General features: G+C 34.8%; 23 protein-coding genes. All 23 read left to right on the top strand.

Features of this window, described 5'->3' with window-relative positions; genetic code table 11:
• The first annotated feature begins 3 nt into the window (after positions 1-3).
• Positions 4-1,275 (top strand): phage portal protein, encoded by a 1,272-nt coding sequence (locus BJG89_RS09020; protein WP_096810238.1) that lies wholly within the window; start codon positions 4-6, stop codon positions 1,273-1,275.
• Positions 1,226-1,993 carry a head maturation protease, ClpP-related gene (locus BJG89_RS09015; RefSeq protein WP_046100242.1) on the top strand — a complete coding sequence of 256 codons (768 nt, stop codon included), beginning with the start codon at positions 1,226-1,228 and terminating at the stop codon, positions 1,991-1,993. Before BJG89_RS09020 ends, BJG89_RS09015 begins: the two co-directional genes overlap by 50 nt.
• 12 nt (positions 1,994-2,005) lie before the next feature.
• Positions 2,006-3,172: a phage major capsid protein gene (locus tag BJG89_RS09010; protein WP_046100243.1), complete on the top strand. Its 1,167-nt coding sequence runs from the start codon at positions 2,006-2,008 to the stop codon at positions 3,170-3,172.
• Between the two features lie 72 nt (positions 3,173-3,244).
• Positions 3,245-3,532 carry a head-tail connector protein gene (locus BJG89_RS09005; RefSeq protein WP_046100244.1) on the top strand — a complete coding sequence of 96 codons (288 nt, stop codon included), beginning with the start codon at positions 3,245-3,247 and terminating at the stop codon, positions 3,530-3,532.
• Positions 3,533-3,537: 5 nt separating this feature from the next.
• Complete coding sequence (locus BJG89_RS09000; protein WP_096810236.1) at positions 3,538-3,717, top strand: hypothetical protein; 180 nt, start codon at positions 3,538-3,540, stop codon at positions 3,715-3,717.
• Positions 3,717-3,872 (top strand): hypothetical protein, encoded by a 156-nt coding sequence (locus tag BJG89_RS14480; RefSeq protein ID WP_157772550.1) that lies wholly within the window; start codon positions 3,717-3,719, stop codon positions 3,870-3,872. Before BJG89_RS09000 ends, BJG89_RS14480 begins: the two co-directional genes overlap by 1 nt.
• Positions 3,865-4,290 (top strand): hypothetical protein, encoded by a 426-nt coding sequence (locus BJG89_RS08995; protein WP_046100246.1) that lies wholly within the window; start codon positions 3,865-3,867, stop codon positions 4,288-4,290. Before BJG89_RS14480 ends, BJG89_RS08995 begins: the two co-directional genes overlap by 8 nt.
• Positions 4,287-4,682: a hypothetical protein gene (locus BJG89_RS08990; protein ID WP_065865682.1), complete on the top strand. Its 396-nt coding sequence runs from the start codon at positions 4,287-4,289 to the stop codon at positions 4,680-4,682. Before BJG89_RS08995 ends, BJG89_RS08990 begins: the two co-directional genes overlap by 4 nt.
• Before the next feature lie 32 nt (positions 4,683-4,714).
• Positions 4,715-5,344 (top strand): major tail protein, encoded by a 630-nt coding sequence (locus BJG89_RS08985; RefSeq protein WP_096810234.1) that lies wholly within the window; start codon positions 4,715-4,717, stop codon positions 5,342-5,344.
• Positions 5,345-5,440: 96 nt separating this feature from the next.
• Positions 5,441-5,971 carry an Ig-like domain-containing protein gene (locus BJG89_RS08980; RefSeq protein WP_096810232.1) on the top strand — a complete coding sequence of 177 codons (531 nt, stop codon included), beginning with the start codon at positions 5,441-5,443 and terminating at the stop codon, positions 5,969-5,971.
• 67 nt (positions 5,972-6,038) lie between these two features.
• Positions 6,039-6,389, top strand: coding sequence for a phage tail assembly chaperone G (gene gpG / locus BJG89_RS08975; protein WP_096810231.1), 351 nt, complete (start codon positions 6,039-6,041; stop codon positions 6,387-6,389).
• A gap of 41 nt (positions 6,390-6,430) precedes the next feature.
• On the top strand, positions 6,431-6,595 hold the full coding sequence (locus BJG89_RS14585) for a hypothetical protein (protein ID WP_017722733.1): 165 nt from the start codon (positions 6,431-6,433) through the stop codon (positions 6,593-6,595).
• A 22-nt stretch (positions 6,596-6,617) separates the two neighbouring features.
• Entirely contained in the window at positions 6,618-13,598 is a 6,981-nt protein-coding gene (locus BJG89_RS08965) for a phage tail tape measure protein (RefSeq protein WP_096810229.1), read from the top strand.
• 2 nt (positions 13,599-13,600) lie between these two features.
• A complete protein-coding gene (locus BJG89_RS08960; protein WP_096810227.1) occupies positions 13,601-14,437 on the top strand; it encodes a phage tail domain-containing protein in 837 nt (278 codons plus the stop codon).
• A 9-nt stretch (positions 14,438-14,446) separates the two neighbouring features.
• The gene (locus BJG89_RS08955; RefSeq protein ID WP_096810225.1) at positions 14,447-16,036 is read left to right on the top strand and encodes a phage tail protein; all 1,590 of its coding nucleotides are present in this window, start codon (positions 14,447-14,449) and stop codon (positions 16,034-16,036) included.
• On the top strand, positions 16,029-16,391 hold the full coding sequence (locus BJG89_RS08950; protein WP_096810223.1) for a hypothetical protein: 363 nt from the start codon (positions 16,029-16,031) through the stop codon (positions 16,389-16,391). The genes BJG89_RS08955 and BJG89_RS08950 overlap by 8 nt, the downstream gene beginning before the upstream one ends.
• Positions 16,388-18,049 (top strand): phosphodiester glycosidase family protein, encoded by a 1,662-nt coding sequence (locus BJG89_RS08945; protein ID WP_096810222.1) that lies wholly within the window; start codon positions 16,388-16,390, stop codon positions 18,047-18,049. The genes BJG89_RS08950 and BJG89_RS08945 overlap by 4 nt, the downstream gene beginning before the upstream one ends.
• Before the next feature lie 11 nt (positions 18,050-18,060).
• Positions 18,061-19,299: a BppU family phage baseplate upper protein gene (locus tag BJG89_RS08940; protein WP_096810219.1), complete on the top strand. Its 1,239-nt coding sequence runs from the start codon at positions 18,061-18,063 to the stop codon at positions 19,297-19,299.
• A 10-nt stretch (positions 19,300-19,309) separates the two neighbouring features.
• A complete protein-coding gene (locus BJG89_RS14810) occupies positions 19,310-19,723 on the top strand; it encodes an XkdX family protein (RefSeq protein ID WP_232514168.1) in 414 nt (137 codons plus the stop codon).
• A gap of 39 nt (positions 19,724-19,762) precedes the next feature.
• Positions 19,763-20,071: a DUF7365 family protein gene (locus BJG89_RS08930; RefSeq protein ID WP_157772549.1), complete on the top strand. Its 309-nt coding sequence runs from the start codon at positions 19,763-19,765 to the stop codon at positions 20,069-20,071.
• A 52-nt stretch (positions 20,072-20,123) separates the two neighbouring features.
• On the top strand, positions 20,124-20,435 hold the full coding sequence (locus BJG89_RS08925; protein WP_096810215.1) for a holin: 312 nt from the start codon (positions 20,124-20,126) through the stop codon (positions 20,433-20,435).
• A gap of 11 nt (positions 20,436-20,446) precedes the next feature.
• On the top strand, positions 20,447-21,838 hold the full coding sequence (locus BJG89_RS08920) for an N-acetylmuramoyl-L-alanine amidase (RefSeq protein WP_096810213.1): 1,392 nt from the start codon (positions 20,447-20,449) through the stop codon (positions 21,836-21,838).
• 960 nt (positions 21,839-22,798) lie between these two features.
• Entirely contained in the window at positions 22,799-24,409 is a 1,611-nt protein-coding gene (locus tag BJG89_RS08915; protein WP_096810211.1) for a BCCT family transporter, read from the top strand.
• Positions 24,410-24,540: the final 131 nt, after the last annotated feature.

Below are 24,540 nucleotides of genomic sequence, written 5' to 3'. Positions count from 1 at the left end.
GAGGTGAAGACAATCGCTAAACAAAATATAATTAGTAAAGTTAAACAAAAATTGATAGATAATTGGGTAGATCAAAGTAAGGAAAAACTTTATGATTTTTCACCCTGGCGTAATAAAAACTTTTGGGGTGTTATCAGCAACACTTTAGAAACTAACGAAACAATATTTGCAGCTATCACTAAATTATCGAATTCAATGGCGAGTATACCTATAAAGCTCTATAAAAATTATGAAGTAGTTACCAATGACATTTCATTACTTATTACAGATAGTCCTAATGGCTCAATTAGTAGTTTTGACTTTATTAATCAAATTGAAACGTGTCGTAATGAAAAAGGAAATGCATATGTATTAATTGAACGTGATATATATCATCAACCTAACAAGCTTTATTTAATCAATCCGGATGTCGTTGAAATATTAATTGAGAGTACATCGAAAGACATTTATTACAGTATTCACGCAGCAACAGATAATAAATTAATTGTCCACAATACAGACATGATGCATTTCAAACACATTGTTGGTTCGAATATGGTACAAGGAATTAGCCCAGTAGATGTCTTAAAGAATACTACTGATTTTGACAATGCTATTCGAAATTTTAATTTAAAAGAGATGGAGAAACCAGAATCCTTTGTGCTTAAATATGGTACGAATGTATCAGATGACAAGAGAAAATCAGTCGTTCAAAACTTCAAAGATTTTTATGAAGAAAATGGTGGCGTTTTATTTCAAGAACCAGGCGTTGAAATTGACCCACTAGATAAAAAATATGTATCTGAGGACATTGTAGCTACAGAAAATTTAACACGCGAACGTATTGCAAATGTGTTTCAAATACCATCGGTTTTTTTGAATGCAAATAATGCAATGACATTTAACTCAAATGAAGAGCTTGACCGTTACTATTTACAACACACATTACTGCCAATTATTAAGCAGTATGAAGAAGAATTTAACCGAAAATTATTAACTAAATATAGACGGACTATGGGGTATTACTTCAAATTTAATGTTAAATCGTTCTTACGTGCAGATAGTAAAACACAAGCAGAAGTTTACTTTAAAGCTGTGCGTAGTGGCTATTATACTGTTAATGACATTCGATTATGGGAAGATTTACCCCCTGTTGAAGGTGGCGATACTCCGTTAATTAGTGGAGATTTATATCCGATTGATACACCGCCAGAACAAAGACACACATTGAAAGGAGGTGACAGTAATGAACAAGAAAAAAACTTACTTTCAGATGAAGAAAAAGGCGGAGAATAAAGGTGAAATATACATTTATGGGGATATTGTATCTAATAAATGGGATGACACAGATGTAACAGCCGTTGATTTCAAAAAAGAGTTAGATCAATTAGATAATGTTTCAGAAATAGATGTTCATATTAACTCAGCTGGTGGAAACGTGTTTGAAGGACATGCGATTTACAACATGTTAAAAATGCATAAAGCAAAAGTGAATATATATGTAGATGCCTTAGCAGCATCAATTGCAAGTGTTATCGCAATGAGCGGTGACACTATTTTTATGCACAAAAACAGTTTGATGATGATTCATAATTCATGGGTTATGACAATTGGTAATTCGAAAGATTTAAGAGAGACAGCTGAATTATTGGATAAAACAGATCAATCTAGTAACAGCGCCTATTTAGATAAAGCAACCAATTTATCAGAAAATGAGTTAAAACAAATGCTTGAAGCCGAAACATGGTTAACGGCAGATGAAGCATTAGAAAAGGGTTTAGCGGATGAAATATTAGGCGCTAGCGAAATAGCTGCTAGTATTTCGAATGATATATATCAAACATTTAAACACGTTCCTGAAAATATAGAAAAAGACGTGGACAAAATAACTAATGTTGAAAGTATTAAAGAAACGGTTGAAACGCCTAAAAACACTATGTCACCAGAGGAAAAAGAAGCAAGGGAACAAATCATTAAAGAATGTAAAAGTTTAAAAACAATATACAATTTCTAGGAGGAATAACATATGACTACATTATATGAACTTAAACAATCATTAGGTATGATTGGTGAACAACTAAAAGATAAAAATAACGAATTAAGTCAAAAGGCAAGTAATCCGAATGTTGATATGGAAAGTGTTAATCAATTAAAAGAAGAAAAAGCAGGATTACAACAACGTTACGATATCGTAGAATCTCAAGTAAAAGAGATTGAACAAAAAGAACAAAGTAAATTCAAAGATAAAACAAACGCATATCAGTCATTAAATGAAGAAAATCAAATTATTAAAGCGAAAGCTGAATTTTACCGTCATGCCTTAAATCCAAAAGAATACAGTAAACCTTCTGAACAAGCACAACGTTTATTGCATGCGTTACCAACTGATAATGATACAGGTGGAGACAAATTCTTACCTACTACATTATCAAAAGAGTTAGTTTCAGAACCTTTCGCTCGAAATCAGTTGCGAGAAAAAGCACGTCTAACAAATATTAAGGGATTAGAAATTCCTCGTATCTCATACACACTGGATGACGATGATTTTATTACAGATACAGAAACAGCTAAAGAAATGGAACTAAAAGGTGACACAGTTAAATTCGAAACATACAAATTTAAAGTATTTGCTGCAGTTTCTGATACTGTAATTCATGGTTCAGATGTTGAATTAGTTAGTTGGGTAGAGAATGCTTTACGTTCAGGATTAGCCGATAAAGAACGTAGAGACGCTTTTGCTGCTAGTCCTAAACCTGGAATTGAACATATGTCATTTTATAATGGAAGTGTAAAAGAAGTGGCTGGTTCAAATATGTATAAAGCTATCATTAATGCCTTAGCTGATTTACATGAAGATTATCGTGATAATTCAGTGATTTATATGAGATATGCAGATTATATTAAAATTATTGATATTTTATCTAACGGTACTACTAATTTCTTTGACGCTCCTGCTGAAAAAATATTTGGTAAACCAATTGTATTTACTGATGCAGCAGTTAAACCAGTAATAGGAGATTTCAATTACTTTGGTATTAACTACAATGGTACAACGTTTGATACAGATAAAGATGTAAAAAAAGGCGAATATCTATTCGTTTTAACTGCTTGGTATGATCAACAACGTACATTAGACAGTGCGTTCCGTATCGCTAAAGTTGATGGTGGTTCTGAAGACACGAATACACCCTAACAAGCCCCAAAAGGTAGAAGTAGAGACGAGAGCAAAATCCGTCTCTATTTCTGCTGAATAGGGGTGGTTTTGTTGAATCAAAATGAATTATTACGCATCAAAAGATGGTTAAACATAGATTATGATATCGAAAATGATACGTTAGAAGATATGATTCTAAGTGCTAAGTCTGAATTAAGTTTAAGTGGTGTGCCTCAGTACTATCATAGTGATGAGGCATATCCTTTATATTGCCAAGCGATTAATTATATTGTTTCGCGTGATTATGAGACTCGTGGCTTTGTTGAGTATGAACGTGAAAATAAAGGATTTAATGACAGAACCTTACAATCATTTATTCTTAAGTTGAAAGTTTGGTGATTTAAGTGCAATTTAAAAACTTTAATACGTACTTAACTTTTTATGACATGGTTAAAACTGGCCCTTACCCAGATGATTTAGAAGAAAAAGAGGTTTATAGTTGTAAAGTTGAAAAATATGATAATTCTATTAAAGACAGACAAGTTCTAACGACAAACGGTAAAACCCAAGGTTTTACATTATAATGAGAGACGCTCAACGACAATTTATCCCAAAGTATCAACATACAATCAAAGTGAAGGATTATCGCTTTGAAACGCAACTATTTAACATATATGATATTCGATTTGATAAGCCGAAAGCAGGCTATATTACGGTGGTGGTGGCTGAAAATGAGTAAACCTAAAATCAATGGTATATATGATGTAAAGCTTAAAGGCGAAAAAGAGTTAATGAAAAAGATGGAAGCAAAATTTGGTCAAAAAGCAATGCAAGTAAAGAATGATAAAGCATTAATTGAAGCATCTGACTTTTTAAAAGAAGAACTCAAATATCAATTTGAAGATTTTAGAGATACAGGCGCGACCATTCAAGAAATGAAGCGAGGGAATCCTGAAACGGTTGCTGGTCAAAGACGGATTATGATTCATTGGGAAGGTCCTAAGGAAAGAAAAAATATCATTCATCTTAATGAACATGGCTATACACGTAATGGTAAAAAGTATACACCTCAAGGTTACGGTGTCATTGCCAAAACATTAGATGCATCACAAACCAAATACCGTGGCATCATTCGAAGAGAGTTGAACAAAAAGTGAATATACTCAAATATATTACGAATATCATTATTAACGACCCTATACTCGCATCAGAAGTAAACAACCGCATTTATTATTACGAAGTAACAGAAGTGGATGATACGAGTGATGCGTTTGTCGTTTTAACCCCGATATTAGATCGTCCAAGCACATATGTTTCTGATAAATATCTATCGGAAACTTATTTTTTTCAAGTCGATGTTGAATCTTATAATCATCAACAAACGATAGATATAACGAAACGGATTCGTTATTTACTATCAAATGAAAATTTAAATCAAGCATCATCACAATTAGATGACTATTTTAAAGCAACACAAAGGTATGTGATGTCACGAAGATATCGTGGCATACCTAAATACCAATATTACAAAGGTGAACGTGTCGAATAGATGCGTTCTTTTTAATTCAAGGAGGAAAAATTATGGCAGTAGTAGGATTTGAAAAAGTACACGTAGGTATTTTTGATGAAGATGAAAAAATTAAGAAATTAATGACATGGAAAGATGCAAAAGGTGGTACGGTCAATCTTAACATTTCAGGATTAGCCCCTGAAAAAGTTGAAATGCGTGCTTCAAATAAGACGGTATGGTCTAAGAAACAAGGAACAGGCGAAGTTCAGTCAGAACTGGATGTATTTAATGTACCAGATAAAGATTTAGATGCCGTTTTAGGTCGTGATTCAGATGAAAATGGGACTTCATGGGTTGGTGAGAAAACACGTGCGCCTTATGTTGCGTTAATTGGCGAGTCAGAAGATTTATTATCAGGCGAACCTGTATATCTTGCGTTAACTAAAGGAACAATGAGTCTTGAATCTATTGAATGGAAGACAACGCCAAAAGAAGCAGAAGAACCAGAACCACAACAACTTACAGGTGATTGGATCGCACGTACTATTAATGGCGAATCACGTACTTATGGTTATCATGTTGGTAAAGAAGGGTCAGATGAATTGTTCCAAAGTGTATTCCCTGGTTACGAAAATGTTGGAGAAGGCGAAATGCCAGACAATGACAATTCAAATGATAACGAAGCAGTAGAAACACCCTAAGGCACCCCAAAATGTAGCGATAACAGCTAAAAGTAAATCGGCTGTTATTTCTGCAGAATAGGGGCTTTTTAAATTAAATTACTAGGAGGCTTTTAAATGGCAGACATTTTAAAGATTTATAAAAATGATGAAGTAGTCGCAAGTGCTGAACGTGGTGAAGATGGTAAAGCTAACGTTACGATTGAAGGTCTGGACGCAGATACAGCATATGAAGCAGGCACGCATCAAGCTGCTTTTAGTAACGATAACGGTGAATCTGACAAAACAGATGTGCCAGGATTTAAAACGAATCCAATTAAAGTCACAGGGGTTTCCCTTGATAAAGAAAGTTTAACGCTAAATATCGGAGATACAGCAACCATTCAACCAACGGTTGCGCCATCGACTGCGACTAATAAAGGTGTAGCTTATGCATCATCCAATAGAGATGTAGCTACAGTAAATGAAGACGGTACAATTACAGCGATTGCAGACGGTACAGCTAACATTGAAGTTACTACTGAGGATGGTAATAAAAAAGCAACATGTGCTGTCACTGTTGAAACTGAAGAAGAACCTACGCCAGAAGAACCCGATAATGTAGAAGTAGAAGCAAATGAAAACGATGCAGATGTATCAGCAGAATAAATAAGCAAGGCGACTTCGGTCGCCTATTTTTGTATACAAAAATAATTAACTTTAAGGAGACAATAACATGATCAAATTTGAAATTAAAAACCAAGAAACAGGTAAAGTAGAAAGCTATTCAAAAGACGTTATCACGATGGGCGAAGCAGAACGTTTTTATGAATGGATGGAAAGTCGAGAAAAAGAAGTGAATAAAGAAAAACCAGATATGAAAAAAGTGAGAAAAATGGAACGTGATTACTTAGTTAGTTTGTTTGAAAAACAAGGTTTAACAGAAGAAGACATTTTAAATAATATGGGTACAAAAGCATATTCTTATGTGTTAGGTGAAATATTTCGAGAAATCAGCGGCGAAGACGAAACAAATTCAGAAGATGAAGCAAGCCAAGAGGGAAAGACAGAAGAACACTCTCAATAAGCGAAATTTTATCAAACATTAAGGACTTACAAAGGTTCTGTATGATGCATTACGGTTGGACTTTAACAGAAGTTAAGGCACAACCGTATTTTCAACTGTTATCGATTTTAAATGAAGATGATAAAAAAGATAAACAAAAAACTAAATCTAAAAAAGAACAAGAAGTTATTAAAGGTAAAGACTTAATCAAACTATTCGGTGGATAGGTAAGAAGGGAGGTACATATAATTGGAAAATATTGAAGGCTACGCGATAAAGAACACCATGGATAATACGGGCGTTGAAGAAGGCATGAAAGGTCTTAAACGTCAAATGGGCGTATTGAGTTCTGAAGTGAAAGCGAATATGTCTAGTTTCGGCAAAGCTGAGAAATCTGTACAGAAGTATCAAACACGTATTGAAGGACTTAACAATAAAATGAAAGTCCAAAAGAAAATGTATGATCAAGCTAAAACCAATTTAAATAACGTTAAAAGTTCTTATGAAAAAGCAACGAATAGTATTAAACAACAAGAACAAAAAGTTAAAGAGCTTGCCGAAGCACATAAGAAGCAAGATGAAGCGATGCGTAAATCTAATCAAGAGATGAAAAAATCTAATAAGGAATTAGATAACGCTAAAATGAAACAATCTGTATTAAGTGCTGAAAAGGCCAAAGCTAAAACAAAACTCGATGACTTACGTTCTGCAGAAAGACGTTTAAAAGAATCAGGCAAAGCCTCTACTGAACAAATTAAACAAGCTTCTAATGCGACCAAACAACAACGTGAAGTCCATCAAAAATTAATTGCTAGCCACAAAGAAGAAACTGCAAATGTTAAGAAGTTAACCCAATCTAATAAAAGCATTACAGAAGAAAATAAAAAGGTTAAAGCTTCTTACCAACAATCAAATGACGCAGTTAAAACTGCAGAAAAAGAATATGACAAACTTTCTAAAACAATCAAAGATTATCCAAAAGACTTAGCGAAAGCCGAAAAAGCTGTTAATAATGAAAAAGCTTCAATGAATGGTTTGCAAAAAAGTATTGATAAAGCTGAACAAGAGCTAAAGCAAATGAACAAACAACAAATGATTGCTAATAGCTCATATACAAAACAAGCAGACCATTTAGACAAAATGTCAGAGAAGTATGGCAAGATGTCTCAAAATATGCGTTCAGTAGGACGTAATATGTCTATGTATGTGACAACACCGATTGCTGGCGCTATGGGCTACGCAGGTAAACTTGGCGTTGAATTTGACGATGGCATGCGTAAGGTACAAGCCATCTCTGGCGCTACAGGTAAAGATTTAGACGCGTTGAAAGCGAAAGCCCGTGAAATGGGTGCGACTACTAAATTCAGTGCGAGTGATAGTGCTGAAGCTATGAACTACATGGCTATGGCTGGTTGGAAATCGCAAGATATGATGAGTGGTTTGCCTGGGATTATGGATTTAGCTGCTGCATCAGGTGAAGAATTAGGTACTGTTTCTGATATTGTTACTGATGGATTAACAGCATTTGGGCTTGAAGCTAAAGATAGTGGCCGTTTTGCGGATGTCTTAGCGTCAGCTAGTGCAAATGCGAATACTAATGTTCAAATGATGGGTGAAGGCTTTAAATACGCTGCCCCTGTAGCTGGCGCATTAGGTTATAGTATCGAAGATACTTCAACAGCTATTGGGTTGATGAGTAATGCGGGTATCAAAGGGCAAAAAGCTGGTACAGCATTGCGTACGATGTTTACAAACCTATCAAAACCAACGGCAGGCATGAAAGACAAGATGGATGAACTCGGTATATCTATAACAGATAGCAAAGGTGAAATGTTGCCAATGCGTGACGTTATGGATCAATTGAGAGATAAAATGGGTGGTTTATCTAAGGACCAACAAGCTGCAACTGCAAGTACAATATTTGGTAAAGAAGCAATGAGTGGTGCATTGGCTGTTATTAATGCTTCTCAAGAAGACTATGACAAACTATCTAAATCTATTGATAACAGTGAAGGCTCGGCTAAGAAAATGGGCGACACAATGGAAAAAGGCTTAGGTGGTAGTTTAAGAGAATTAAAATCAGCTGCCGAAGAGCTTGGGTTATCTGTTTTTGAAACTATTCAACCTGCTTTATCGGGTATGGTTGGCGGTTTGAAATCAACGGTTGATTTCTTAAATGATTTACCTAAAGGTGCAAAAGTAGCAGGTGTAGCTATTGCAGGCGTAGCTGCCGCGATTGGTCCCGTAACTTTAGGTGTAGGCCTATTATTAAGAGCGGTTCAAGCAGCAGCTGGTGGTTACGCACAACTTAATCGACGTATGGCTGAAAACTCTGCAGAAGCTGCAATTAATGCAGGAGCAACTAAAGCGAATGCAGGCGCAATTACTGCGTCAGGTAAGAGTGCTAAAGGTTCTGCAGGTTTATTTGGACGTTTCGGTAAATCAACAGGTAAAGCAGCTGGAAAAGTTAGTTTATTAGGTCAAGCGAGTAAAGTTTTAGGTAATGGTATTAAAATTTTGGGCGGTCCAATTGGCTGGATTATTACAGGTGTTACGTTATTAGGTGGCGCCTTTATTAAAGCATACAATAATGTTGACTGGTTTAAAAAGGGTGTTGATGGTTTATTTGATGTCATCAAAACGTTTGGTGGCGGCGCTATTGATCAACTTAAAAACTTAGGTGGTTGGTTCTCGAAAACAGGAAGTAAAATCAAAGAAACTTTCTTTGATGAAATGAAACAAGGCTATAAAGACTTAGACGATGACGATTTATTAAAAAAAGCTGGCGATGGCTTTAAAAAATTCATGGATAAAGTTGGTACAGCCTCAGATAAAGCAACCGATACAACTAAAGTTTTAGGTAAAGGCGTTTCTAAAGAAACTAAAAATGCTTTAGATAAATATGTTAAGTATTCAGAAGATACAACGCGTGTTTTATCAGATATCAAACTAAATCATGGCAAAATCACAGATGATATGCGTGAAAAACTTGAAACTTCAGTTCGAAAAGGTGGAGAAGAAGCCTTAAAGCAAATTCAAAAACGTAATAAAAAAGTATCCGATGAATTGAATGATATGCTTGAAAACAGTGAAGCGTTTACTGCCCAAGAAAAACAAGATATGATTCAAAAAAATCAAGAGGCATCTGATGAAAAAATTAAACGACTTGAAGAGCTAAACCAAGAAATCGAAGAATTAGAACTAAAACAATTTAACGACGGGAAACTTACAGCTCAAGAAGAAAAAGACCTAAAAGCTAAATTGGATGAACGTAATCGTATCACAACCGAAAGTATTGCGAAAGGACAAAAAGAGCAACAAGCTATTTTATCAAGAATGAACGCTAACACAGGTGCTATTGATACACAACAAGCAAGTGAGGCTATTAAAGATGCAGTCAAAGCAGAGAAAAAAGCTAAAAAAGAAGCTAAAAAACAACGTGAAGATGATGTTGTTCAAGCTGATGATTTACTTGCTTACGGCGAAATTGATCAAAAAGAACACGATAAGCGAGTTAGAGAAATCGAAGATGCTTATGATGAAGCGATAGATACTGCTGAAGGCAAAACTGGTGACATACGTAAATCAGTTAAAAAGAACAATAAAGATATAGCGGATGACATAGATTTATCTAGTGGTCATGTTTATTCTAATTCTGAAAAATGGTATAAAAAAACGAAAAATTTTATAAAAGATGATTGGAATAGTTTTTGGCAAGATGTAGGTTCACAAGCTTCTGGAATTGGCACTTGGATAGGCGATCAAACCGATGAAATTATTGGAGCTTTCAAAAAAGGTTGGGGCAAAGTTGAAGATTTCTTTACAGAAACGGATTGGAAAGAGCTTGTTAATGGTTGGTTTGAGAACATCGGTGAATGGATTGCTTCCCCATTTAAAGCGATAGGTGAAGATATTGGCGATGCCGTTTCTTCTTGGAAAGAAAATATTTCTGAAGCTGGCGAAGATATTAAGAGTGGTTTTGATACTATCACTGGTTGGTTCTCTGAACAAGGTCAAGAATTCTGGGATGCCCTTAAAGAAGGTTGGAATATTGCTATAGAAGCTGGCGGAGATCTTTGGAACTCTTTAACTGGCTGGTTAGGTGAGACTTATGAAAATGTTTCTGGTTGGTTTGTTGAAAAAGGCAGCAATATCTGGTCAAGTTTGAAAAATGGTTGGAATACAGCGATTGAAACCGGCGGTGATTTGTGGCAATCCTTAACAGGTTGGTTATCTGAGAAGTGGGAAAGTACGAAAGAATGGTTCTCAGAAAAAGGCGGCCACATCTGGTCTAATATTAAAACTGGCTGGAACAATGCTTTAGAGACGGGCGGTAATCTCTGGTCTTATTTAACAGGTTGGCTTGGCGAAAAATGGGAAGATACGAAAGAATGGTTTTCTCAAAAAGGTCATCATATCTGGTCTAATATTAAAACAGGTTGGAATGACGCGCTTGAAATTGGAGGCAATCTCTGGTCTTCATTGACAAGTTGGCTCGGTGAAAAGTGGGAGGAAACTAAAACGTGGTTCTCTCAAAAAGGCGGTCATATTTGGTCGAATATTAAATCAGGATGGAATAATGCGCTTGAAACTGGCGGTAATCTATGGTCATCGATTACTAACAAACTCGGTGAAAGTTGGGAAAATACCAAGGGTTGGTTTAGTGAAAAAGGTCAAAATATTCAACAATCATTCAAAAATGGTTGGAATTCAGCTTGGGATACAGCAGGTAATATTTGGGGCAAAGTGACGAAAGGTGTATCTGATACCTGGGAAAATGTGAAGACATCAACCCGTGACAAACTCGAAGAAGCTAAAGGTACTGCGACCGATAAAACAAAAGGTATTTGGAAAAATACATCTAAATGGTTTGGAGATACTTACAATTCAGCGAAAGATAAAGTAACAGGTGTTTATACTAAAACGCGTGATAAATTTACAGACGCTGCAGGTAAAGTGTGGGATAAATCCAAATCAGCATACGACGGTACGAAAAAATGGTTTGGTGAAACTTATGAAAAAGCTAAAACTAAGGTCACAGGTGTTTATAATCAAGCAAAAGGTAAATTTACCGATACCGCGAGTACAGCTTGGGATAAATCGAAATCTACGTGGAAAGGCACAAGCAAATATTTCGGTCAAGCTTATAGTTCTGTTAAAACTAATGTAAGTAACATGTGGGGTAAAGCTAAAACAAGTTTCGGTAATATTGCTGGTGAAGGTTGGAAGAAAGCAGAATCTGTTTATAAAGGCTTCAAAAAATGGCTGGGCGATACGCTACAATGGATTAAAGACATTGGTGCCGATATGGGTAAAGCCGCAGGCGATTTAGGTAAAACAGTTGCCAATAAAGCTGTAGATGGTTTGAATGGTATGATTGGCGGCGTTAATAAGATATCAAAAGCCATTACGGGTAAAAACGAACTTATAAAAAAAATACCTCATTTAGCTACAGGTACTTATGACGGTTCAACGCTCTCTACGGATTCAAATGGTGGGTTAAGACAACCTACGGTTGCAATGGTTAACGATAAAGGACCAGGTAATGGACCGGGCGGACGGACACAAGAGCTCATTCAACGTAAGGATGGTTCAATTGATGCGCCACAAGGTAAAAATACGATTGTTGGATTAGGCAAAGGTGACGGTGTTATTAACGCTAGGCATACGCACAAACTTCAAGAACAAGGCATAATACCTAAACGCTTATCAACGGGTACAGGAACTAAAATACCTCGTTTCTCTAAAAGTAGTAAGAAGAAAAAAACATATGAACAAATAGCTGATAGCATCAAAGATGTATCTGGTGGTTTTAAAGATAAAGCATCTAAAACAGCTCATGGCATCAAAGATAAAACAGCAGATGCAATGGAAACTGTTGGAGATAAAATGAAAGATAGCGCATCTTGGCTTGGTGAAAAAATCGGTGATGTTTGGAAATATGTTAAACATCCGGGTAAATTAGTGAATAAAGTTATGGATAGTATAGGCATCAACTTCGGCGGTGGCGATAACGCTACCGTTAATTTAGTTAAAGCTGCTTATAAAAACTTGAAATCTTCATTAGTAGACAAAGTGAAAGACTGGTTTACAGAAGCTAAAGGTGGCAATGGTGATGCTAGTTGGTTGCCATGGGATAATATCTTGCAAACATTTGGACATTACACTGGTGGGCTTATGTTTAATGGTGGTCGCCACTATGGTATAGATTTTGGTATGCCTATAGGAACACCAGTAAAAGCTGTCGCTGACGGTAAAGTTTCTAAAGTTTGGAACGATTACGGTGGCGGTAAATCGATTGAAGTTCAGGTTGGTAAGAACTTATGGAATTGGTACATGCATTTATCTGAACAGATGGCTAAACAAGGTCAAAAAGTAAGTGCTGGTGATGTCATCGGTAAATCAGGTGATACAGGTAACTTTGTAAATGGAGCTCACTTACACTTCCAATTAAACAAAGGTGATCACTCTGGAAACGATACAGCTATCAATCCTAAGCAGTGGTTAGAGTCATTAGAGAGTAAAGGCGGTAAGAATTCAGGACCAAAAGCAGTTCAAGCATGGAAACCAGAAGTAATGAAAGCATTAGGTCTAGCAGGTCTGCCACAAACATCAACATATGCAAATGCTTGGTTAAGACAAATCAACACTGAATCAACTGGCAATCCAAAAGCAGTAGGACCTGGCAGTTCAGAAGGTAATCCTAAAGGGTTAGTTCAAGTTAAACCTGGTACATTTAACGCATTTAAGTTAAGTGGACATGGAAATATATTCAACGGACTTGATAACTTAATTGCAGGTATGCGATATGCTAAAGAGACATATGGTGGAAGAATGCTAAAACAAATTGGTGTAGGTGGTCCTTACGCTAATGGTGGTATTGTAACTAAACATCAAATCGCTGAGGTTGGTGAAAAAAATAGAGCAGAAGCTATCATTCCACTTCATAAATCTAAACGTAATCGTGCGGTTGGCTTGATGGAAAAAGCAATGACAGCGATTGGCATGGATAATGGCTCTGCGAACGTGACAGTAAACAATGACAATTCAACAATTGAGAAAATGCTAAGTCAGCTGGTAAGAGTGAATGATCAAAATAATAAACTTACACAGACAATTATCAAACTGTTAAGTAATCAAAAACAAGGTTCACCTAAAGATGCAGCGAATATCCTTTCTCAAATTTTAGGAGAAGATATGAGAATGGCTAGCTTTAATCAAGGAGGTTAATGATGATAGACGGCAGATGGTTAAAAATTATTGATGAAAATGGAACAAAGGATATCAATGAGTATATAAATAACTTTATTTTTCTTGATGCTAAAGCCTCTTACCCTGTATCAGTCGAAGACAGTATAACTATGAAAGGAGTAGATGGTGAGCTACCAGGTGTAGCTTCATTTGCTCCTTTTAATTTAGTGGTTAAGTTTGGTTTTGATGGTATCGATGAAATAGATATTAATTTAATGGAACAAAAACTTAGAAGTATATTTTACAAAAGAACACCTTATTATATCGTAACGTCTGACAATCCAGGCATAAAGTATAAAGTTAATAATCCAGACATAAACCCAGACTATGCAGATTTTTCGACAGCTCGTTTTGAAATGACTTTTAGTGTCAAAGATGGCTATTCAGAATCATTAAAAGACACAAGTGAATTTAGTTTATCTAGTGGAGATTGGCAATTTGAAGGTGGCGTTTTATCAGATAATGAAATTAAATACACACATAATACAACAGCTTTTAAAATTTACAATGGTTCATCAGATACAATCAACCCATTATTAAGACATCAATTTAAATTACTAGTTAATATTGATGCACCTAAAGGCTTTAAACTTAATAATAAAACCACTGGAGATGTATTTGAATATAAAAAAGGTATCAAGAAAAATCAACAATTGGTTATAAATGGTGTCCACCCTTTCATTAATAACAAACGTGTAGGTATCGATACAAATTGGCAATGGCTAACGTTGGATAAAGGTTTCAATGACATCGAAATAACAGGAGAAAATATCGGTAATGTTCAGACTCGATGGATATTCCCATTTATATATAGGTAGGTGAAGATATTGAAAGATATGGTATTAAAGAATAAAAAGGGTACGTTTGGAGAAATACTTGTAGATTATGACTTCGGTTCTTGGAAACTTAATTATGAAAAGAATAACGAACGCTCAATTGACTTCACTATTTATAAAACCTATTCAAATTCCGATTTATTCGATGCTTTGCTTAATGAAATGTTGATAGTTTGGGAAGGTCAAGAATATGTTATCAAATCGACTTCTATTAAATATGATGGCGCAGTTGTATCTAACGATGTGACTGCTAAACATATTTTTATGGAGTTTCAAAACCATTATATTCAAAAAGATTTAGAAAATGAAGAAATGAACAGTGATGAAACTACAGATGAAGATAACAAGCCCACAATGACACTTGAACAATATCTTGAATTTGGTTTCAGAGGTAATAAACTTGGATTCACTTATGAAATAAAAGGTAAATTTACTAACCGTGTATCTATTGATGAATTAGGTAACAAGAATGGCATGGAGTTCATAACTGAAGGCGCAGAATTATTTAATTATATTTATTTTGCCGACAATAAGAAAATTTATATCTATGATGAAGAAGCGTTTTATGAAATGGCAGATATACCATTGATCTACAAATATAATTCAAGTGAAGTACAAGCTACAGTTACTAGTACGGATGTTAAAACTTATATTCAAGGCTATGGTAAAAAGAAAACAAAAGCTGAAACAAACAATTACAATCCAGTTAAACCTAAAGATATAAGTTACTCGGGTACTTTCATCAAAGATGGTACTTGGAGAACAGAAGTAGTTGGAGCAAGTTACACAAAAACATTTGAATGTAAACATGGCAATGAAAGACTTGAATGGACGTTGAAGAAAATGGCTAAAGGTGGTTTGCTTGATGTTTATTTAGACGATGAATTGGTTGGACGATATGAATGTTATAGTAAAACAGCCACGAGTGAGAAAATAGTTATCTCGAGAAATTTATCAAGAGGTAAACACACATTCAAAGCAGTATTTAGAGGTGCTAAACCTGGTATTGATTATAAAAACTCAAAACCTTGTATGTATGTCGGTACAGAGAAATCAACAGTATTAAACATCACAGCAGTATTGAAAGGTACTGACATGTATCATGCTTATGCAGAATGGCCTTCACCTAACATGGGCGCGTTTGGTTTTGCAGAAGCTCCTACAGTGTTTGATGATAATGCATTAGACGAAGATGAACTACTTAAGAAAATAAAAGCCGAACTCAACGATCAACCAACTGTCGAGGTATCAACTAACTACTTAGGTTCCGTTGAAGAAAAACATTATATTGGTCATGATGATATTAAAGAAAACAACACCATAAGGTTTATACATCAACCACTTGGATATAACTTAGATTTAAAAGTTGTTAAACTCACTGCTTCGCATCCGTTAGTAAACGAACCAATAGAAGTCGATTTTAGTAACTCACCAACAGATATAATTAAAATACAACAAGGTATCAGTAGGAATATTAAAAAAATGAATAATTTAGTTAAAGGCGGTTCACTTGGTGGGTCGTCTTTTACTATGCCTAGATTAGCATCTGATTCAATAGGGAGCGTGTTAATAGATGAATGAACCAACAGAAATTAAATATCCATTAGATGAAAATGGAGAGCCTTATTATGCAGCTACTCATATACAAGCGGTACAAGGTTTAAATTTTAATGAAGATGAAGATTTATCTACTGTTATTTTTAATCTTCAAAAAGAAGTTAATAGAGTTTCAGAAGAAAATACAAATTTAAGGAATTCTTTAGAAGATTCAAAAACGAAAATTTCAGAATTAAATACAAATATTGGAACATCTAAAAACACTATTGAAACACTTAAAACTAAAACTGGAAGTTTAGAAGTGACTGTTAAAAATTTACAAGATGAAATAGAACAATTAAAAGGCTCAAGCACAAATGAAGGAGGTAGTGGTGAATGAAATTAAAAAAAGACTTGCCTATACAAATCGGTCAAGCATTTAGAAGTATGTTGGTAGAAAACTTTAATAGATTAGAAAATAAAATATATAATAAAGATATTGAAGATAGAAAACACCGTACTAATGAATTTGCTGCTCATAATTCAAAACAAATAAAACATAATGAAACAAATGTAGAAAAGCAATTGAATTACAATAGTGGTCGTACGAGCAACTTGGTAGTGGGTTCAGATGAATATGGTCAAAAAGAAGTTATTGACGCAAGAGTCGACAGAGAAGGTGAAAGTCACGAATTACTATCAGAACGTTTGTTGAGTGATTTCAACGATGTATATAACACAACTTCATTTGTACCTAATATAGATTTTCAAAAGTTACACTACAGAGTTGGAGATACAGACACGGAATACTATTTGATGGACGTTCCGACATATGACAATCAAGGGAATAAATTAAAATTAAAACATGGTTTTGCTGCTGAAAAATTTGGTGATGGAAACAGAGAAACTGCCCGAACATTTAGTGATAGAAATTACGCAAGTGCAGTTTTCAACGGTAGTGTATTCAATACATCTAACTTCAATCTAATTGGTAATCAAATTAAAGACGGTAAGATATATCAAAGTGATAGTTATACCGATAGATCATATCGATGGCATTTAGGGTTTAAAGAAGATGGAACGATGAAAATATACCCTAATGGTACAAGCGCTACCACAATGTTAGAAGATGGGATAGTAAACTCTATTACAGCGTTTTATCCAATCATACTTAATAAAGAACACAGACCAGATATTTATCATCAACATGCTGATTCAAAAACATTCCACCCTAGACAAGTTATTGCTCAACGTGAAAATGGCGATTATGTTTTCTTAAGTTCCGAAGGAAGAAATGTAAAACACAGAGGTTTATCTATTGATGACTGTTACGAAATATTAAGTGCCAATTATAACGACATCACGAATGCTTATGTGCTTGATGGTGGAGGTTCTACTTCATCGGTAGTAAATGGAACTATGATTAATAGACCTAACGACAGTTCATTGACGGCTGAACGTAGTGTGCCAGATTTCTTATACGTATCTAAGGAAGTTATTTCAGAAAGTGATAAACATTTATATAGTGTGATGAAACAGGTAGGCTATGTAAGAAAAGAATTGTCTAACCTTGAAAGTGCAGTGCTTTATATGAGAGATATGAACTTAGGTCATATTAGATTATATCAAAATGCACCGTTTGATCAATATGGTATTGAAATTAGAAGGAAAGAAAACGGAGAAGATAAGTATTTAGGTAAATTAACAATGAATGATGAGATTATTAGCTATAAACCATATCCTTTAGAAGTTGGTAATGTGCCGTTATTTCAAGTCGATAAAAACGACGTATGGTTTAATGGTCAACGTCTTGGTAATTCATATCATGTAACTAAAAATATAAATAAAATAACTGAAATTACTTATAGTGGTTGGTATTACATGGATAAAGATGCGTCAGATAATCCTTATAAATCAGAGGATACAGGGTGTTATGTTCTTTACATGACAACAGATAATCACAGTGGTATGGCAATAGCAACGCCTTTAAGTAACCAAAAACAAAAAAGAAGGTTAAAGCAAGATGATGCTTGGCAAGACTGGATATCTAATGTTTAGGAGGATAAGATATGAATAACTTAGAAAAAATCGGACGTTTAAAGGCAAATATACTACCTAAAGAATCAACTATAGGTAAAGGTATTCTAGCGTATTATAGTGCAGATAATAATACATCTGTTATAAGGTTACAAGTTAATAGAGAAAATGGAAACTTATTGTTAGGAGAACCCAATGTTTGTCCAATGATAAGTTTATTTTTTGCCGATAAATCGAAATATATTAATCAAGAAATGAATATTGTTGATCCATTCACAGGAACAATTGAATACACTCTCACAGATGAACAATTAGAAAAAACAGGAGATGTAAAAGTTGTTGTGACCATTGAAAGGAAAGGTTCAGAGGATAGGGTTTATGTATGTGATTTTACAATTGCTATATTAGATAGTGGTATTGAAACACTCGAACCTAACGAAGTAGTCATACAAGTTGGTAATGTTGTTCAATTGCGTAAACAACTACAAGAGTTAGAAGGTAAAATTAGTTTAGCAGAAGAATCGCTTTTACGAGTTATCAATGATGGGTTATCACAGTTAGATAATAAAAAACAAGAAGTTAATAAATCGTTTGATGAAACTTTAGAACAAATTGAAACTAAAAGAGCGAATGTTTTAAGTGAATTTAATGGTGCGATTACAGATGTCGACAATGTAGCGAATAACGCAATAGAGATTATCGAAAACAATCAAGCAGTTAAATTAAATGACTATAACAATGACAAAAAAACTATCAATAATGATATTAATGAAAGTTTAAATTTAAGCAAAAGTTATACTGATGAACAATTAGAAAATGCTAACACAGAAATAAGTACATCTATAGAGCAAAAATCGAAAAACGCTGAATCTAACGCTAAAGTATATACAGACAATCTCATATCAAGAGTTGATAGCGATATAGCAAATAATCGTGTTAGTGTGACGCCTTTCACAGATATTACATTTAAGAATGGTTTTAGCAATGTGACTGATACAGTGAAGTGGAGTGTTTATAGAACTATTTCACACGGTAATGGTTTGATTGAAATAGAGTTATTTATAAATGTTAAAGGGCCATTTGCAGTGGGCAGAAATGTAGTAGGTGTTTTATCAAATAATATCGCTCCAAAAAAAACCTTTAGTGTAGGTGGACGTGGAAGCGACAACGAACCTTTAAGTTTACAAATCGGTGTAACTGGAGAAATTGCAGTATATGTTAAAAATACAACGACTTATGCTGATGGTAAAATTAATTATTATCTAATTTAGGAGGGATATTATGAAAGTAATATACAACTATTATGACGGAACTACTTATTTATTGTTCAACGATGATGAAGAATGGCCAGAGGGTGACTGGACTGAAGTACCTCCTCCAACAGGTATATACGAACCTTATTACTTCGATGGGGAAAAGTGGATTGGAACATCAAAAGAAGAATACGAAAAGAATAATCCACCTGACCCATATAAACCGAGTGATATTGAAATGGATGTTGCGAGTATCATAAAGAAACTTTATTTAACTGATGAAGAAAATAATGCTCCTGACTTTGATACTATAAAACGTTATTATGAAAAAAATTGTTATACAAAAGAAGATGTGATTTTTTATACTGAAGAAAATTGTATAACGGAAGAACAATACGAAAAAATAACCGGCGAGAAATATCCAGAACAACCACAGGCTTAGGCTTGTGGTTTTATTTTATAGAAAGTGGGAGGTTCAATGTTGAATGAAAGCGAACTAACTTATTGGATTATCTTTACTGTTTTACCACTAACAGTAACTGTAGTGGGGCTGTTTACAAAAGTAGGTAAAGATAAAAAATATAATGAAAATAGAATTACACGTATAGAATCAGAGGTTGAAGATCATAATGCTTCATTAAAAGATATCAAAGAAGAACAAAAACAACAACGTGAAGATACAAAGGTTATCTTAGAAGTTAGTTCAAAGATTGATAGTTTGAATAGTCGTTTTGATAAATTCGAAGACCGATTTTATACACATCAAAATAATCAATTAACTAAAAAGTAAGGTCGTCACAGAGCAGTGACGGCCTTTTTATATTAATTAGGAGGAATTATAAATGGAACAAATTATCGCATTTGCAGGTGTGATTTCAGTAATCACAATAGCATTAGTACAAGTGTTAAAGAAATTGAATGTAGTACCTAAAAATTGGCTACCTGTTGCAGGTGTGTTTGTCGGTGTAGTTATTGGCGGTGTCACAAACTTCATTCCTGAAATAGTTTCAGAATTGTCTATTGGTGGTCGCTTATTGGCTGGTTTGATTAGTGGCTTAATGGCAACTGGTATTTGGGAAACATTCAAAAACCGTGAAGGCAAAAACGTAAATAAATTAGGTGCGGGCAGTGAATCTAAAGCCCCTAAGAAATAGGAGGTTAGAGTATGAAAAAACAAGACGCTGTAAATTGGGCAGTTAAGCAAATAGGCAAGTCAATAGACGAAGACGGTGCGCATGGCGCGCAATGTATGGACGAAATTATCGCTTTTTGTAAACAACATTTTGATTGGCACCCAACAGGAAACGCGATTGATTTAAGCACACAGAAACTGCCTGAAGGGTTTCAACGTATTAAGAACACAGATGACTTTGTCCCTCAACAAGGCGATATAGGTATTATAGATAGTGGCGAATATGGGCATACGAATATCATCGTTGCTGCTAACGAGCATTATTATGATAGCATTGACCAAAATTGGTATAACGCATCAGATCAGGGCAGCCCTGCAGCATTTGTTCAAAACCATAACTATGATGAGTTTTGGGGTGTCATTCGTCCGCCTTATGAGGACGCAGAGCAAGGTGTAACAACTGAGTCAACAAAACTACAAGTCATCAATGACAACATTAACTACACAATGAATAAACGTGTGGGCTCTATTGACGGTGTAGTTATTCACAATACAGCAGGTAGCCGAACAGCAGTACAAGATTATAATGCTTTAAGCAACGCATCTGTAGCACGCTATGAGGCAGGCATGGCACATTACTATATTGATCGTTTCACGATTTGGCGTGCCATTGACACTTACCGTGTTGCGTGGCATGTCGCAGACACATACGGCAACGGTCATTATTTAGGCTATGAAGTAGAAGAGTCAATGAGTGCAAGTAATAAAGATTTCATGATGAACGAGCAGGCAACATTCAAACAAGCAGCCATTGACATGTTGTATTATGGCATTGAGCCGAATACAAAAACGGTCAAACTGCACAATCAATTTGTTGCAACAGCATGCCCTCACAGAAGTATGGCATTGCATGTTGATTTCGACCCGATTAAGCAAGGCGCACCGAGCAAAGCCAAACAACGAGAAATGCAGAATTATTTCATTAAAGAAATTAAGAAATATTACGACAACCCAACACTTATTATCGGAGAACCTAACAACATACCTGATACCGTAACTATCCCAAATGAAGAAGATAAGAAAACGCCTGTACAGTCTAAAAGTGAGAATGTTGGTAATAAATGGCGCAGAAATGCTCACGGTATCTTATGGAAACCTGAACAAGCTACATTTACATGTAAGGCTACAGATTCCAAAGGTAATGAAAGTTTTATCTACACAAGATATTATGGACCTTGGGCGGGTTGGCCTATAGCAGGTCAATTACATTATGATCAATCTATCAACTATGATGAAGTATATGACTATGACGGCTACATTTGGCTTGCGTGGACGGTAAGTAGTGGAGATAGAGTCTACATGCCTATAGGTTACAGTAATGGACAAGGTCAACGTGTCGGTGATGCATGGGGAGATTTTAGCTAATATACAAGGGTAGGCACGTATGTGCTTGCCCTATTTTTTATGGTATAATGTAGGTATAGATACATGAGAGATACCATGTATCGTAACAATCGGTCCCGACTGGTGACTTCTTCCAGTCCAGTATCTACAATTCATCCCGCCATAGTGGGCTTGCTTCTTGTCTGAAGGTAGTATAAGACTATGACTTTGGCAGTTAGATAGAAACTGCAAATATGGCACGCAACCGTATAAGTTATATTTTATAGTCGCGAATATAAAGTGTAGTAGTGGTTGTGATACATAATGATTTATTGGAACAACTCTTTTGAGAATGTTCCCACGCAAACCACCCACACATGTCACTGGGTGGTTATTTTTTATGTTTGTATGATATAGTTTCGTTAGTTTCTTAGACAGAGAAACTTCCTTATTGTGTATAGGCAGTCGTTAATTCGGCTGTCTTTTTTTTTTATTACAGTTTTCGCTCTTTTTGAGATAACTATTTATGATTGCTTCTTTTTTTGTCTGATAAGTCTCAGATATTGTTTGATATATAAACTAATAAATATATACAATTATCTTTCTTATTGCTTTATGGATGTTTATTATTGTGTCATATATAACTAAAGATAAGCAACAGAAAACTAAAATGAGAAAAACTAGGGTAGTATTGAATGGACATGATATGTTAGATTTAAACTGTACTCTCTTTCGAGATACGTTTTTATATCAAAAAAGATGGGCACCTCTTTATGAGGTGTCTTTTTTGTTACTCTCCAGTGCATTTGTATTTCTAAAGTATTCTACATAGATAATTGTAATTTTTATTTTATACTTAAACCTGTTTGAATAAAACGTAGTGTTGGATAATCTTATTTGTTACTATTTTTATATTCATTTTATTCACTTTTTAAACTGAAGTTGTAATTTTTGGAAAACTTTGTTACTATGCATAATATTGAATTCAAGGGAGGTAAAATTATGAATAAAAACGAATCTAACTATAGTGGTAAGAGATTATCGCCAGTTTTTACCTTTAGTATTATAATTATCACAATTGTAGTACTTTTAGGGGCTATATTTCCTAATCAATTCAATAATATTGGGAATAATATCACCGGTTGGATAACTGAATATTTTGGTTGGTATTATATGGTTATTGTTGCTGTCATGATATTTTTCTGTGTTTTCTTAATATTTAGCCCAATTGGTAAATTGAAATTAGGTAAGCCTGGGGATAAACCAGAATTCAACACTATTTCATGGTTTGCAATGCTATTTAGTGCTGGCATGGGTATTGGTTTAGTTTTCTGGGGAGCAGCTGAACCTATCAGTCATTTCGCTTCACCGCCAACAGGAGATCCACAAACATCACATGCTTTTAAAGAAGCTTTAAGAGGAGCGTTCATGCAATGGGGCTTTCATGCATGGGCAGTTTATGCCGTAGTTGCTCTAGCGTTGGCTTATTTCCAATTTAGAAAAAATGAACCAGCATTAATTTCTAAAACACTACGTCCAGTTTTCGGGAATAAAATTGACGGTCCACTTGGAACGGTTATTGACGTGATATCTGTCTTCGCTACGATTGGTGGTGTAGCAGTATCTCTAGGTTTAGGCGCTATGCAAATCGCAGGCGGTCTAAACTATTTATTTGATATCCCAAACAATATCCTAACACAAGGTATTATTATCATTATTGTTACAATATTGTTCTTAGCGAGCGCATGGTCAGGCTTAAGTCGTGGTATTCAATATTTAAGTAATGCGAATATTGGATTAGCAGGGATTATCTTATTGTTTGTTTTCATCGTAGGGCCAACAGTTCTAATTTTAAACATGTTAACAAGTTCTACTGGTGAATATTTAAATACTTTACTATTTAATATGTTTGATACAGCACCATTAGATCCACAAAAAAACGAATGGTTGAATTCATGGACATTCTTCCAATTAGCATGGTGGATTAGTTGGAGTCCATTTGTTGGTATATTTATCGCACGTGTATCTAAAGGGCGTTCAATTAGAGAATTTGTTTCAGGGGTTATGTTAGCTCCAGTACTTGTAAGTTTAGTATGGTTTGCAGCATTCGGTGTATTGGGTATCGAAACAGCAAAAGACCACCCGAAAATTATAGATATGCCACCAGAAACAGCTTTGTTTGGTGTATTTAATGAAATACCACTTGGATTTTTACTATCAATTGTAACATTACTATTAATAGCAACATTCTTTATTACATCTGCAGATTCGGCAACATTTGTTTTGGGAATGCAGACTACATATGGTTCATTGAATCCGTCAGTAATGGTTAAGGTTATCTGGGGTATTGCACAAGCGTTGATAGCGTTTATTCTATTATTCTCAGGTGGAGATAATGGTTTAAACGCCCTTCAAAATATGGCGATTATGACTGCCTTACCGTTCTCTGTTATTATTCTAGTTATGATGGTCAGTTTCTATAAAGATGCTAACCAAGAACGTAAGTTTTTAGGGCTTACTTTAAGACCTAACCAAAAACGTATGGAAAGTTATATAAAACAAAGTTATGAAGAAGAGATTATTGAAAGAAGAAAGACATCTAGAAATTCGTAATTATAACTATATAGTTTCTGTTCCTAAGGAAGATTGAATAAATTAATAATTGTTATACTTAATAAAATTTGATATTATTGTTTTGTTTCCTTAATAGGGAACTTCCTTATAATAAAGGCAGCCGTTAATTC

The organism is Staphylococcus nepalensis, from assembly GCF_002442935.1.
GTDB lineage: Bacteria > Bacillota > Bacilli > Staphylococcales > Staphylococcaceae > Staphylococcus > Staphylococcus nepalensis.
This window is presented reverse-complemented; position numbering and strand designations above follow the sequence as displayed.

Excerpts from the sequence above, each read along its gene's own strand:
- BJG89_RS09015 (WP_046100242.1), top strand. The coding sequence starts at position 1,226 with ATGAACAAGAAAAAAACTTACTTTCAGATGAAGAAAAAGGCGGAGAAT.
- BJG89_RS14480 (WP_157772550.1), top strand. The coding sequence starts at position 3,717 with ATGAGAGACGCTCAACGACAATTTATCCCAAAGTATCAACATACAATC.
- BJG89_RS14585 (WP_017722733.1), top strand. The coding sequence starts at position 6,431 with ATGATGCATTACGGTTGGACTTTAACAGAAGTTAAGGCACAACCGTAT.
- BJG89_RS08995 (WP_046100246.1), top strand. The coding sequence starts at position 3,865 with ATGAGTAAACCTAAAATCAATGGTATATATGATGTAAAGCTTAAAGGC.
- BJG89_RS08920 (WP_096810213.1), top strand. The coding sequence starts at position 20,447 with ATGAAAAAACAAGACGCTGTAAATTGGGCAGTTAAGCAAATAGGCAAG.
- BJG89_RS08925 (WP_096810215.1), top strand. The coding sequence starts at position 20,124 with ATGGAACAAATTATCGCATTTGCAGGTGTGATTTCAGTAATCACAATA.
- BJG89_RS14810 (WP_232514168.1), top strand. The coding sequence starts at position 19,310 with ATGAAAGTAATATACAACTATTATGACGGAACTACTTATTTATTGTTC.
- BJG89_RS08980 (WP_096810232.1), top strand. The coding sequence starts at position 5,441 with ATGGCAGACATTTTAAAGATTTATAAAAATGATGAAGTAGTCGCAAGT.
- BJG89_RS08985 (WP_096810234.1), top strand. The coding sequence starts at position 4,715 with ATGGCAGTAGTAGGATTTGAAAAAGTACACGTAGGTATTTTTGATGAA.
- BJG89_RS08915 (WP_096810211.1), top strand. The coding sequence starts at position 22,799 with ATGAATAAAAACGAATCTAACTATAGTGGTAAGAGATTATCGCCAGTT.
- BJG89_RS08960 (WP_096810227.1), top strand. The coding sequence starts at position 13,601 with ATGATAGACGGCAGATGGTTAAAAATTATTGATGAAAATGGAACAAAG.
- BJG89_RS08950 (WP_096810223.1), top strand. The coding sequence starts at position 16,029 with ATGAATGAACCAACAGAAATTAAATATCCATTAGATGAAAATGGAGAG.
- BJG89_RS08940 (WP_096810219.1), top strand. The coding sequence starts at position 18,061 with ATGAATAACTTAGAAAAAATCGGACGTTTAAAGGCAAATATACTACCT.
- BJG89_RS09010 (WP_046100243.1), top strand. The coding sequence starts at position 2,006 with ATGACTACATTATATGAACTTAAACAATCATTAGGTATGATTGGTGAA.
- BJG89_RS08945 (WP_096810222.1), top strand. The coding sequence starts at position 16,388 with ATGAAATTAAAAAAAGACTTGCCTATACAAATCGGTCAAGCATTTAGA.
- gpG (WP_096810231.1), top strand. The coding sequence starts at position 6,039 with ATGATCAAATTTGAAATTAAAAACCAAGAAACAGGTAAAGTAGAAAGC.